We start from the raw sequence: 12,827 nt of genomic DNA, 5'->3' as shown, positions 1-12,827 counted from the left end.
TTATTTTCTAAGGAGGGATTGTTTTGAAAGTCGGATTGGTTATGGGAAGCGATTCAGATTTTCCTATTATGAAAAAAGCCTTGGATGTATTCAAGGAATTTGATGTTGCATGTGAAGTACTGTTAGCTTCGGCGCATCGTACACCGGCGGTAGTTAAAGACTTTGCAGCAGATGCAAGAGACCGCGGGCTCAGCTGTATTATAGCCGGAGCAGGTGCTGCTGCGCATTTGCCGGGAGTAATTGCCAGTTTTACGACCTTACCTGTTATTGGAGTACCTATTGATGCAACGAGCTTGAAAGGAATGGACGCATTGCTGGCTATTGTGCAAATGCCATCTGGTATGCCTGTGGCTACTATGGCTATTAACGGTGCAAAAAACGCAGCATTATTCGCTATTCAGATTGGAGCTGCCAATGATCCGGCCTTAGCTGCAAAATATAAGACATATCGTGAAGATATGGCGGCACAGGTTATTGCTAAAAATAAAAAATTACAAGAATCTTTAGAAAATAATTAATAACAGGAGGGGCACATGTTATACGATCCGATTTGGGACAAACGGCATGAAGAATGTGGTGTATTGGGGATTTTAGATAAAAGCATGGATATTCCTCGGTATGTATACTGGGGTTTATTTGCTTTACAGCATCGCGGACAGGAAAGCGGTGGTATTGCTGTTTCCACGGATGACGGCATCAAAACATTTCGCGGTATGGGATTGGTAAGTAATATTTTTGCTGATGGAGTACCCGAGGTTGAAGGACATATCGGTATCGGACATGTCCGCTATTCGACAACGGGATCTAATAATCCGGCAAATATCCAGCCGCTCACGGTCTATACCTCTAAGGGGCAAGTTGCGCTGGCGCATAATGGAAATTTGACGAATACGCGTACCTTGCGTACGGAATTAGATGATGGGGGCGCTACTTTTCAAACGACAATGGATAGTGAAATTATTGTTAATTTGATTAGCCGCAGCCGTAAGGATACAGTAGAAGAACAAATCATGGAAAGTATGAACCGTATTCAAGGTGCATATGCACTTGTTATTATGACAAAGGATAAATTATTTGGCGTTCGTGACCCTTATGGATTCCGTCCACTCTGCATAGGCCGGACAACTAACGGAGGCTGGGTGCTTTCGTCGGAAACTTGTGGTCTTGATGCCATTGGTGCTTCTTTTGTACGGGATGTGCAGCCGGGAGAAATGGTATCCATTACAGAAAGTGGTATTACCTCTACGTTTTTTGCCAAAGCGGATCGCAAACAAATTTGTTCTTTTGAATACATTTACTTTGCTCGTCCCGACAGTGTTATTGATGGACAAGATGTATATCAAGCACGTCTTGCTATGGGACGTGAAATGGCTAAAGAAACACAGTATGATGCGGATCTTGTCATTTCTGTTCCGGACAGCGGAAATACAGCAGCCATTGGATATGCCATGGAATCGGGCATTCCTTTTAATCACGGACTTATCAAAAATCGATATATGGGGCGTACCTTTATAAAACCGAATCAAAAGCAGCGGGAACTCGCGGTACGGATGAAATTAAATGTCGTTAAATCGGTTGTAAAGGGAAAACGCATCGTAATGGTGGATGATTCTATTGTTCGCGGTACGACCAGCGGCATTATCTGTAAATTGCTGCGTGAAGCAGGGGCGAAAGAAGTAAATATGTGCGTATCTGCACCGCCTATCATGTATCCCTGTTTCTATGGCATCGATACATCGGTACGCAAAGAACTTATTGCGGCGACACTTAGTGTGGAAGAAATACGTAAGTTTATAGGTGTTGACCAACTCCATTTTATTTCTATAGATGGGCTTTGCCGCGCAATTCCTAATATTCCGCGGGAGGATATGTGTCTGGCTTGCTTTAATAATGACTATCCGACGGATATTCCGGCGGCGAACGAGAAAGGAGAAAAATATGCTCTCGAAGTCAACAAATGATAAAGGTTTGACCTATGCTGATGCTGGTGTAGATATTGATGCCGGAAATAAGGCTGTAGAATTGATGAAGGACTCAGTAAAAGCAACATATCGCCCGGAGGTTCTGGGTGATCTTGGTGGATTTGGTGGACTTTTTTCTCTATGCGAATCCGGACTGCAGCATCCTATTCTCGTAAGCGGCACAGATGGTGTAGGAACTAAGCTTCGTCTGGCCATTATGATGAATAAGCATGATACGGTAGGACAGGACTGTGTAGCCATGTCTATTAACGACGTGCTTGTACAAGGTGCGGAACCTCTATTCTTTCTTGACTACATTGCTGTCGGTAAGCTTGATCCTATTCAGGTAGCGACTATTGTCAAGGGAGTTGCACATGCATGTGAGGAATCGGGCTGTGCACTTTTGGGCGGTGAAACTGCTGAAATGGCTGGCTTTTATGCCAAAGATGACTATGATTTAGCTGGGTTTGGCGTCGGTATTGTCGATCGCAGCAAACTTATTACCGGTGAAAAGCTGACAGCAGGTGATGTTCTTATCGGACTTCCTTCGACGGGTATTCATTCCAATGGATTCTCCCTGGTTCGTAAAATTGTTTTTGAACGCCAAAAATTAGATTTGCAGGAATATATGGAGGAACTTCATATGTCTCTTGGAGAATGCCTGCTTACACCTACCCGGTTATATCCGAAACCGTGTTTGCCGATTATTCGCAATTTCGATGTAAAAGGTATGGTGCATATTACTGGCGGCGGTTTTTATGAAAATATTCCCCGCGTTTTCCCTAAGGGGAAAAAATTAGGGGTGGAAATTGATGTGACCGCTTGGCCTCAGCTTCCTATTTTTGAACTGCTTCAAAAGTGGGGCGGTGTTGATGACCGTGAAATGTATCGCACCTTTAACATGGGTATCGGCATGATCATGATGGTTGCCAAGGAAGAGGCAGATGCGGTAATGGCCGATTTGGCAAAACGTAATGAAAAGGCGTATTATATCGGCACTGTTGTGGAATCCGACGTGCCGGTTACTTTGCGGGGAGGCGCTTTCGATGACTAAGCGTATGGCTATTTTTGCTTCCGGCCGCGGGTCAAATGCTGAAGCGCTTTATGATGCGATCAAAGCTGGTAAAATTAATGCTGAAATTGTTGTTCTTGTCAGTGACATTCCTGATGCACCTGTGTTGGAAAAAGCTGAAAAATGGAATATTCCTGCAATTATTGCCGATCGCAAACAATTTTCATCTAAAGAGAAATTTGAAGATTTTATACTAGACCAAATAAAGCCGTATCAGCCTGATTTGATAGCACTGGCTGGTTTTATGCGTCTTTTGAGCGGACGTTTTATTTCTCATTATGAAAGTCGCATTATTAATATTCATCCGGCACTGCTTCCGTCTTTCAAAGGACTTCATGCACAACGTCAAGCTGTAGAAGCCGGGGTGAAAGTGGCAGGATGCACGGTGCACTTTGTAGAGGCGGATATGGATGCTGGTCCCATCATTGCGCAGACCGTTGTTCCTGTTATGGAGGATGATACGGAAGATACATTGGCGGCGCGTATACTTACAGTGGAACATCCTACTTTTGTGAAGGCCGTAGCGCTGTTTTGTGAAGACAAGCTCGAAATTAACGGGCGGGTAGTACGTGGAGCATAGATAAAGGAGAGATAGGGCAATGAAGGTAAAACGCGCGCTTGTAAGCGTATCAGATAAAACAGGAGTTGTTGCATTAGGCAAAGCTTTGACCGATATGGGAATTGAAATCATTTCTACAGGGGGGACCATGCATGCTCTTAAAGAAGCAGGTATCCCAGTTATGGCGGTTCAGGACGTTACGGGGTTTCCGGAAATGATGGGTGGCCGTGTTAAAACGCTGCATCCTAAAATTCATGGCGGTATTTTGGCAATCCGTGATAATCCGGACCACGTACAGGCTATGAAGGAACATGGCATTGTTGGTATTGATCTTGTTGTTGTCAATTTATATCCCTTTCAGCAGACGATTGCTAAGCCAGGAGTTACGCTTCCTGAAGCGATTGAAAATATTGATATAGGTGGCCCCTGCATGGTTCGTGCTTCAGCCAAAAATAATAAATATGTAGCTATTGTTACGAATCCGGCAAAATATGATGAAATTATTGCCATCCTTAAAAAAGATGGAGAATTTACAGATGAATATCGGCTGGAACTGGCACAAGAAGCATTTCATCATACGGCGGTTTATGACACCGCAATCGCTGCATATCTTGCCAAGCAGATTGGCAAGAAGGAGGTCTAATATGAAGGTAGCGGTTATTGGCAGCGGGGGGCGTGAACATACACTGGTATGGAAATTGGCACAAAGTCCTAAGGTAGAAGAATTATATGTTATTCCCGGCAGTGCTGCCATGGAGGATATGGCTATTTGCGTACCTATTCAAATATCAGATTTGAATGGGATTACAGACTATTGTAAAATGCAGCATATTGATATGGTGGTGGTGGGCCCTGAAGTTCCTTTGACGCAGGGATTGACAGATATTTGTGAACAAGCGGGGATTGCTGTGTTCGGACCTAATAAGGATGCGGCCCAATTGGAAGGTTCTAAGGTATTTGCTAAAAATCTTATGAAAAAATACCATGTTCCGACAGCCTCGTATGCTTCTTTTGAACAGGGCGAAGATGCTAAGGAATATATTCGCGGGCAAGGTGCTCCGATTGTTGTTAAAGCCGATGGACTGGCTGCCGGCAAAGGAGTAGTAGTTGCATCAACCGTAAAAGAAGCAGTGGATGCTGTTAATGCGATTATGGAAGATAGAGTTTTTGGCGAAGCCGGCGGAAAAATTGTTATTGAAGAATGCATGGTAGGTGAGGAAGCCAGTCTTCTTGCCTTTGTTGACGGAAAAACGATCGTACCTATGATTGCCGCACAAGACCATAAACGTATTTTTGATAAGGACAAGGGGCCTAATACGGGTGGCATGGGAGCATATGCTCCGGCACCGGTATTGACACCGGAATTGCAAAAAGAAGTGGAGCAAAAAATCCTGAATCCCGTGGTACAGGGATTGGCGCAGGAAGGTATTACGTATAAGGGGTGCTTATATGCCGGCCTTATGATGACGGCAGAAGGGCCTAAGGTTGTTGAATTCAACTGTCGTTTTGGTGATCCGGAAACGCAGGCTGTATTGCCGCTGCTGGATAGTGATTTAGCAGATATTATGTATGCTTGCGCAAAGGGGAAACTCGAACCGTCCATGGTAAAATGGAAAAATGCATTTTCTTGCTGCGTTATCATGGCATCCAAAGGATATCCAGCCTCTTCTCATAGAGGGGATATCATTTCCGGTCTTGAAAATGTAGAAAAAGAAAATGTTGTTGTATTCCATTCCGGAACAGTAAAACGGGATGCTGCATTTCAAACAAATGGTGGTCGTGTTTTGGGGGTAACAGCAGTAGCTGAAACCTTGCCAATGGCTATTCGGAAAGCGTATGAAAATGTGGAACATATTTCTTTTCCCGGTATGCAATATAGAAAAGATATAGGGGCTAAAGGGCTGCGGCACTTAAAGTAAATACGATCATAAGCTATGAAAGCTGCCTTTTATTATATGAGGCAGCTTTTATTACAGGAGGGATATGCATGGAATATCGGATCGAAAAAGATTCAATGGGTGAAATTAAAGTACCGTCGGATAAATTGTGGGGAGCGCAGACACAGCGCAGTTTTGAAAACTTTCGTATTGGTACGGAAAAAATACCATTGGAAATGGTAGGTGTTTTCGGCTATTTAAAAAAAGCAGCAGCTATGGTTAATGAAGCATTAGGAGAGATTGATGCGGATCGGGCGAATGCCATTATTGCTGCTTGTGATGAAGTACTGCGGCATAAATTAGATGATAATTTTCCGCTTTCCGTATGGATGACAGGCAGTGGAACACAATTTAATATGAATGTAAATGAAGTAGTAGCACATCGTGCGATGCAGCTGCTGCAGTCGGAAGGAAAAGAAATTAAAATTCATCCCAATGACCATGTTAATCATTCCCAAAGTTCCAATGATATTTTTCCTACAGCGCTTCATGTAGCCGGTGTATTGCTGGTCAAACAACAACTGTTTCCTGCGATGGAAGAACTGTATGCAACATTGCAGGCTAAATCGGTAGAATACAAAGATATTGTAAAAATAGGCCGCACACATCTGCAAGATGCAACTCCGCTGACATTGGGACAAGAAATTTCCGGCTGGGCCCGCATGATTTCAAGAAATAAGGAAATGATTACATTGGGAATTGATTTCCTGCGTGATCTAGGTATGGGAGGAACGGCTGTCGGGACGGGCATTAATTGTCCGGAAGGGTTCGACTGCAAAGTAGCGGAACAAATCAGTTGTCTTACAGGAGAAGAGTTTCACACGGCACCTAATAAATTTCATTCTCTTACGAGCAAAGATGAACTTGTTGTGGTACATGGGATGCTTAAAGCGTTAGCAGCAGATCTAATGAAAATTGCCAATGATATCCGATGGCTGGCCAGTGGTCCGCGCTGCGGCATTGGGGAACTCACAATTCCTGAAAATGAACCGGGAAGTTCTATTATGCCGTCCAAAGTCAATCCGACACAGTGTGAAGCTGTGACGATGGCAGCGGTCCAGGTAATGGGAAATGATGCGGCTATGGGAATTGCTGCCAGTCAAGGGAATTTCCAGCTTAATGTATTTATGCCGGTTATAGCCTATAATATGATCCAATCGATTCGGCTTTTAAGTGACTGCATGCATTCTTTTAACGATCATTGTGTAAAGGGAATACAACCGAATTATAAAAAAATTGATTATAATCTGCATCAATCGTTGATATTAGTTACGGGACTCGTTCCGCTTGTCGGATATGATAAAGCCTGCTCTATTGCAAAAAAAGCAGCAAAAGAAGGATTGACACTGCGTGAATCGGCAGTTGCCACCGGCTGGGTTACACAAGCGGAATTTGATACACATATGAATCCATCACAATTGGCAGGCATTAAAAAAGACAATCAATAAAGGAAAAAATATGTTCCTTTATTATTTTAATAGGAAGTGAACAATATGTTTTATAGTAAAAAAATGACAGTGGTTGCGGCGGCTTGTTTTATCATGAGTGTTTCCGGTACTGTTCTGGCAGCCCCGGCGGCATCTCCGGAATCGGTCAAAGGGAGTCAACGAACAGAAATACAGGCAACACAGCAGGAGATTGCCAAAGAAGAAATGATGAGTCTTCTTTGGATGCGTTCGGCAGCGGAGTACAGAGCGCTTTGCTATCAAGGCTATAATACAGCTATGGCACAGGTTGATACGGCATTGGCCGATCCCAGCCGCAAAGGAAAACCGTTAGCGATTGTCCTTGATTGTGATGAAACCGTGGTGGATAATATCGGCGGCATGAGTGAAAGTGCTTCGGCAGGAAATGGTTTGTATACCAGCGCCTGGTGGCGGGATTGGATTCATGAGGCGCGTTCCGGCGCTATGCCGGGAGCGGCAAACTTTCTTAATGAAGTACATCGGAAGGGCGTTTCTATTTTTTATGTATCGAATCGATTTGCCCATATCAATTATGCGGCAACTGTGAAAAATTTGAAAGAATTGAATTTTCCATCGGTAGATAAAGAGCATTTGTTGTTAATGACGAATACAACAGATAAACAACCACGGTTTGATTCGGTAGCGGCTAAATATGATGTGATTGTCTATATGGGAGATAATGCCGGTGATTTGCCGTTGCATACCGATGGTACATCGATGGTGCAGCGCAATAGGATTATTGATGAACATCAGGCTGATTTTGGCATAAAATATATCGTATTTCCCAATCCGGCTTACGGCAGCTGGGTCGGCGCTATGGCTAAAGGGTATTTTTCTCTGACACCGCAGGAACGGGAACAGGTGAACCGTTCTATTCTGCTTAAAAAAACAACGATAAATTAATCTGCAGCATAAAAAACAGGCCGTATTACAGGCCTGTTTTTTATGCTGTTATTTTCCTTCGTAGTAATACCGCGTCCACATAGTAACTTCTGAAAGAGAAGGGTGGGGCGTCATCGATTCTCCCATCGTTATAACCGAATGAGGGTCCAGATTTCTTGTCAATTTTTTATGACGCAGCATTTTCACGGCAGGGGAAGCGATTTCTTCATGTAACACTTCCACAGTAAGCTGTCCGCAGCTGAGAAGATTGATGAAAGGCTGGAGAAGTATAGAGGCTTGCGGCCCGATGATGTGAACTCCTAATATGTTTTTCGTTTTTTTGTCGATCACAAGCTTAACGAAGCCATCATTGGAGTCGCCTGGTTCGTAACCCATAGCGTATCCCTTGGCAGAAGCTGAAAAATGATTAATGGCAATGTCGATCTCATAATTTGCGTTACGTGCCTGTTTTTCCGTCAGTCCTACGTGAGCAGCTTCCGGGTAGGTATAGGTTACAGCCGGAACTGTTTCGTACTGAGCCCAGCGCCAGGTATCCGGTTCGTTTCCCGAAAAAATATTGTGCGCAATAATTTCTGCTTCGTAATTGGCTTTGTGACGGAAGGGGGCCAGACCGTTTACATCGCCAAGCGCCCAAATATCTTCGGCACTCGTTTCAAGGAATTCATTGGTGTTTATATATCCGCGCTTATCCAGTGAGATATCCGTATGTTCCAGGTGAAGCAGATCGGTCATAGGCACAATGCCGGGAGCAATAAGAATTTCCTGAGCCGATACTTCTTGTTCTTCTCCGGTAGTACGATTGCGGAAGGAGAGAACTTTTTTATCTTTTTCCATATGTACAGACACCGTATCTTGATTGAGAAAGACTTGAATTCCATAACGATGAAAAGCATCCAGGACATATTGCGATATAGATTCATCTTCTTTTGGCAACAGGCGGACATTGTGCTGCACGATAGTTACTTTTGTTCCGGCAGCATCAAATACATGAGCAAATTCACAGCCGATAGGGCCGCCCCCTACGATGATAAGGCTTTTATAAGGCTGCGGTGGATAGTTGGTGCCGAATAAGGATTCGGATGTAATGTAACCTGTTTCCTCTAAGCCGGGAAGAGCCGGTACGTTGGTGCGGGCACCAATGCCGAGAATGATTTTGCTGCCGCTGATTTCAGCTGCTGAACCATCATTCATTTCAATATGGAGAGACTTTTTATCAATAAAAGAAGCCGTTCCTTCATAAATATCGATGGTAGGCATAGCTGCATAATACTCTTTGACGGCATGACTTTCGTCTACCTTTTTCCATAAACGTTTGGAAACAACCTGCCAGTCCATACGGACATGCTCAGAAAGAACGCCGATTTGCGAAGCTTCGCGAAATTCTCGTATATAATTAGCCGCTGTTACCATGATTTTTGTGGGAATGCAGCCGCGGTTGAGACAGGTACCGCCGAAGCGTCCTCTTTCAATGATTGCGATTTTTAAGCCTTGGCGGGCGGCAGCATCAGCGACGATGTTGGCAGCCCCTGTGCCGATGATGATGACATCATAATTTTTCATAGTGATTCTCCTTTCCATACGATTTTAGTATACCTTAATGGGGGGAGATTTTACAAGGCATCCATAGCGATTTATTATACTCTTTTAGCAAGGAACAGGAACGATGGACCTGCTTTTTTGACATATAAAGTGAATTATATAGGGACGCAGCTGCCGGACCGGAGTGCTTTACATCAGCAGCGGGATAGTGTATAATACATATGTCGTACGGGTGCCAGGTGTGTCGAAGACTCCGACGCTCACTTAGCATTTTGCGAATACTATTTTATTGGAGGAAACAACTATGTTAAATGTAGAAGAAAAGAAAGAACTTATTGCCAAATACGGCGCAAATGAAAATGATACGGGATCTCCGGAAGTGCAGGTAGCTCTTTTGACCAGCCGCATTATCTATTTAACGGAACATCTTCGCAGCCACAAAAAGGATCATGCATCCCGCCGCGGTTTGCTGAAGCTTGTAGGTCAGCGCCGCAACTTGCTGGAATACTTGAAAAAGCATGATTTGAACCGGTATCGTGCAATTATCGAAAAACTGAACTTGCGTAAATAATCTTGCCCATTTAAGGCCGATGCGTATGCATCGGCCTTTTTCGCTGATAAAAAAAATTTTATTACCGGAGAAAAGATAAAAGGCCTATAATTTACTTTCATATAAACTTATTTAATGGTAAAATTATAATGTTAAGATTAAAATTTTGAATGGATTAGAGGAGGAATTGGAATGGAAAAAGTATTCCAAATGGATTTCGCCGGCCGCCCGCTGATTATTGAAACGGGTAAGTTGGCAAAGCAGGCCAGCGGTGCTGCATTGGTACGATATGGTGATACAGCAGTACTTGTTACGGCTACTGGCTCAAAGGATGCAAGACCGGATGCGGATTTTTTCCCGTTAACCGTTGATTATGAAGAAAAAATGTATTCCGTAGGGAAAATTCCCGGCGGTTTTATTAAACGAGAAGGGAAACCACCTGAATCGGCTACATTATTTGCTCGTCTTATTGATCGTCCGATTCGCCCGCTGTTCCCTAAAACGTATCGTCATGATGTCCATGTAGTTGCTTATGATATGTGTGTAGACCCGGACAATGCGCCGGAAGTAGCCGCCATGATCGGGGCTTCCGTATCATTGGCGATGTCCCAGTTGCCTTGGGCTGGTCCGATTGCCGGCGTCCGTGTAGGCCGTGTGGATGGTCAGTTTGTAGCCAATCCGACAGTGGCACAGAATGAAGTCAGTGATATGGATATTGTGGTAGCCGGTACAAAAGATGCTATCCTTATGGTAGAAGGGGGAGCCAAACAAGTTCCGGAAGCCGATATTCTGGATGCTATCATGTTTGCTCATGAAGAAATCAAAAAGGTTGTTGAATTCCAAAATAGTTTTCTTGATGAAATCAGCGTGCCTAAGCAGGAATTTGTGGAAGCAGAACCGGATGCAGATATTGTAGAAGCTGTCCATGCATATGGTGAAGCGGCTATGAAGGAAGCTATCTGTGATGCTGATAAAATGGCTCGTGAAGAAAAAATGAATGCTGTAGAAGCTGATATTTATGAACACTTTGCAGATATCTATCCGGATAATGAAAAGGAAGTTGCTGAAATTACCCAGAAAATGATCAAGGAAATCGTTCGTCATATGATTGCTGTAGATAAGATTCGTCCGGATGGCCGGCGTGTCGATGAAGTTCGTCCTGTCAGTTGCGAAGTGGGTCTTTTCAAACGGACTCATGGTACGGGATTGTTTACGCGCGGACAGACACAGGTATTGAGTATTGCTACGGTGGCACCGCTGTCCGAAGCACAGCACATCGATGGAGTGGGTACGGAAACAGAACGCCGTTATATGCATCATTATAATTTTCCGTCGTTCTGCGTGGGAGAAACCAAATCCTCCCGTGGACCGGGACGCCGGGAAATCGGTCATGGCAAATTAGCTGAACGGGCACTGACACAGGTTATGCCAACAGAAGAAGAATTTCCGTATGCTATCCGCGTTGTATCGGAAGTTCTTGAATCGAATGGTTCCAGTTCGATGGGCAGTGTGTGCGGCAGTACGCTGGCACTGATGGATGCAGGAGTGCCTATTCAAGCTCCCGTTGCCGGTGTAGCTATGGGGCTTGTTACCAAGGGAAATGACTTTACTATCCTGACGGATATTCAAGGGATGGAAGATGCACTGGGCGATATGGACTTTAAAGTAGCGGGGACCCTGCAAGGTGTTACCGCGATTCAGATGGATATCAAAATCAAAGGTCTCAGCCGTGAAATATTGCAGCAGGCATTAAAACAGGCTCATGAAGGCCGTATCTTTATTATGGGAAAAATGCTTGAAGCGATTCCGGAATCAAGAAAAGAAATGTCACCGTATGCACCGCGTATTATCACCATGCATATTAATCCGGATAAAATCCGCGATGTCATTGGACCTGGCGGCAAGATCATTAAAAAGATCACCGAGGAAACAGGTGCTAAGATTGACATTGATGATACGGGCGTTATATATATCGCATCAGTCGATGCAGAAGGCGGTTTAAAGGCACAGGATTGGGTGAAACGTCTGACCCAGGATGTCGAAGTAGGCAAAACATATGTAGGGAAAGTAACTCGAATCATGGCTTTTGGTGCTTTTGTTGAAGTACTGCCGGGAAAAGAAGGGTTAGTCCATATCTCCCAGCTTGCCAAAGAACGGGTAGAAAAAGTTGAAGATGTAGTAAATATCGGTGATGAAATCATGGTCAAATGTGTGGAAATTGATGGACAGGGCCGTATCAATTTGTCGCGCAAGGCATTGCTGCCGGGATGTGAAAATGAAGATACTTCTTCTTTTCACCGTGATCGCGACCGCGGTCCCCGCAGTAATCATAGTCCCCGCGGCAATCGGGAATACCGTGACAGAAAGTAAGGTGTGAGTTATGGAAGGAAGAGGCTTTGAAATTGTAACGACATATGCCGGGAAACATATTCATCTGCCTGTCCGCAAGACAGCGGCAAGTGCGGGCTACGATATAGAAGCAGCGGAGGATACGGTCCTTGCTCCGCAGGCTGTAACTATTGTGCCGACAGGATTGAAAGCCTACATGGAAGCCGATGAATATTTGGCAATTCATATCCGCTCGGGTATTTCTATTAAGAACGGACTGATGCTTGTCAACAGCGTGGGTGTCATCGACAGCGACTATTACAATAATCCCGATAATGAAGGTCATATTATGATCGCCTATTACAATACCCAGTCTGAACCCTTTTCTATTGCAAAGGGCGAACGTATTGGACAGGGAATATTTGTAAAATATTTGATTACGCGCGATGATCAGGCACAAGGCAGCCGTATTGGCGGTTTTGGCAGTACTGGATTGCGGTAAGGAGCAAATA

12 protein-coding genes are annotated in these 12,827 nt (G+C 44.3%); 11 read left to right on the top strand and 1 reads right to left on the bottom strand.

Annotated features, from left to right (window positions below; all coding sequences use genetic code 11):
* Nucleotides 1–23: 23 nt before the first annotated feature.
* From purE to BLR11_RS05645, 8 genes are all read left to right on the top strand, one after another.
* Nucleotides 24–518 (top strand): 5-(carboxyamino)imidazole ribonucleotide mutase, encoded by a 495-nt coding sequence (purE, locus tag BLR11_RS05680; protein ID WP_091649235.1) that lies wholly within the window; start codon nucleotides 24–26, stop codon nucleotides 516–518.
* Nucleotides 519–533: 15 nt separating this feature from the next.
* The gene (gene purF, locus BLR11_RS05675; RefSeq protein ID WP_091649232.1) at nucleotides 534–1,961 is read left to right on the top strand and encodes an amidophosphoribosyltransferase; all 1,428 of its coding nucleotides are present in this window, start codon (nucleotides 534–536) and stop codon (nucleotides 1,959–1,961) included.
* On the top strand, nucleotides 1,939–3,015 hold the full coding sequence (purM, locus tag BLR11_RS05670) for a phosphoribosylformylglycinamidine cyclo-ligase (protein WP_091649228.1): 1,077 nt from the start codon (nucleotides 1,939–1,941) through the stop codon (nucleotides 3,013–3,015). The genes purF and purM overlap by 23 nt, the downstream gene beginning before the upstream one ends.
* Nucleotides 3,008–3,613: a phosphoribosylglycinamide formyltransferase gene (gene purN, locus BLR11_RS05665; RefSeq protein ID WP_091649225.1), complete on the top strand. Its 606-nt coding sequence runs from the start codon at nucleotides 3,008–3,010 to the stop codon at nucleotides 3,611–3,613. The genes purM and purN overlap by 8 nt, the downstream gene beginning before the upstream one ends.
* A 19-nt stretch (nucleotides 3,614–3,632) precedes the next feature.
* Nucleotides 3,633–4,235, top strand: coding sequence for an IMP cyclohydrolase (locus BLR11_RS05660; RefSeq protein WP_091649223.1), 603 nt, complete (start codon nucleotides 3,633–3,635; stop codon nucleotides 4,233–4,235).
* Between the two features lies 1 nt (nucleotide 4,236).
* The gene (gene purD, locus BLR11_RS05655) at nucleotides 4,237–5,511 is read left to right on the top strand and encodes a phosphoribosylamine--glycine ligase (protein ID WP_091649220.1); all 1,275 of its coding nucleotides are present in this window, start codon (nucleotides 4,237–4,239) and stop codon (nucleotides 5,509–5,511) included.
* A 68-nt stretch (nucleotides 5,512–5,579) separates the two neighbouring features.
* Entirely contained in the window at nucleotides 5,580–6,977 is a 1,398-nt protein-coding gene (fumC, locus tag BLR11_RS05650; RefSeq protein WP_091649218.1) for a class II fumarate hydratase, read from the top strand.
* Nucleotides 6,978–7,022: 45 nt separating this feature from the next.
* On the top strand, nucleotides 7,023–7,898 hold the full coding sequence (locus tag BLR11_RS05645) for a 5'-nucleotidase, lipoprotein e(P4) family (protein WP_091649215.1): 876 nt from the start codon (nucleotides 7,023–7,025) through the stop codon (nucleotides 7,896–7,898).
* A gap of 48 nt (nucleotides 7,899–7,946) precedes the next feature.
* Here the strand turns inward: BLR11_RS05645 and BLR11_RS05640 are convergent, their stop codons facing one another.
* A complete protein-coding gene (locus tag BLR11_RS05640) occupies nucleotides 7,947–9,458 on the bottom strand; it encodes a dihydrolipoyl dehydrogenase family protein (RefSeq protein WP_091649213.1) in 1,512 nt (503 codons plus the stop codon).
* A 283-nt stretch (nucleotides 9,459–9,741) separates the two neighbouring features.
* Between BLR11_RS05640 and rpsO the strand changes: the two genes are divergently transcribed.
* The 3 genes from rpsO to dut all read left to right on the top strand — a co-directional run bounded on the left by rpsO (nucleotide 9,742) and on the right by dut (nucleotide 12,817).
* The gene (gene rpsO / locus BLR11_RS05635) at nucleotides 9,742–10,008 is read left to right on the top strand and encodes a 30S ribosomal protein S15 (RefSeq protein WP_091649210.1); all 267 of its coding nucleotides are present in this window, start codon (nucleotides 9,742–9,744) and stop codon (nucleotides 10,006–10,008) included.
* Between the two features lie 171 nt (nucleotides 10,009–10,179).
* Nucleotides 10,180–12,357 carry a polyribonucleotide nucleotidyltransferase gene (locus BLR11_RS05630; RefSeq protein WP_091649208.1) on the top strand — a complete coding sequence of 726 codons (2,178 nt, stop codon included), beginning with the start codon at nucleotides 10,180–10,182 and terminating at the stop codon, nucleotides 12,355–12,357.
* Nucleotides 12,358–12,367: 10 nt separating this feature from the next.
* The gene (gene dut, locus BLR11_RS05625; RefSeq protein ID WP_091649206.1) at nucleotides 12,368–12,817 is read left to right on the top strand and encodes a dUTP diphosphatase; all 450 of its coding nucleotides are present in this window, start codon (nucleotides 12,368–12,370) and stop codon (nucleotides 12,815–12,817) included.
* Nucleotides 12,818–12,827: the final 10 nt, after the last annotated feature.

The organism is Megasphaera paucivorans (assembly GCF_900103535.1).
GTDB classification, from domain to species: Bacteria; Bacillota; Negativicutes; order Veillonellales; family Megasphaeraceae; genus Megasphaera_A; species Megasphaera_A paucivorans.
Note: the sequence above shows the minus strand (reverse complement) of the source record. Positions and strands in the feature narration are given on the sequence as shown.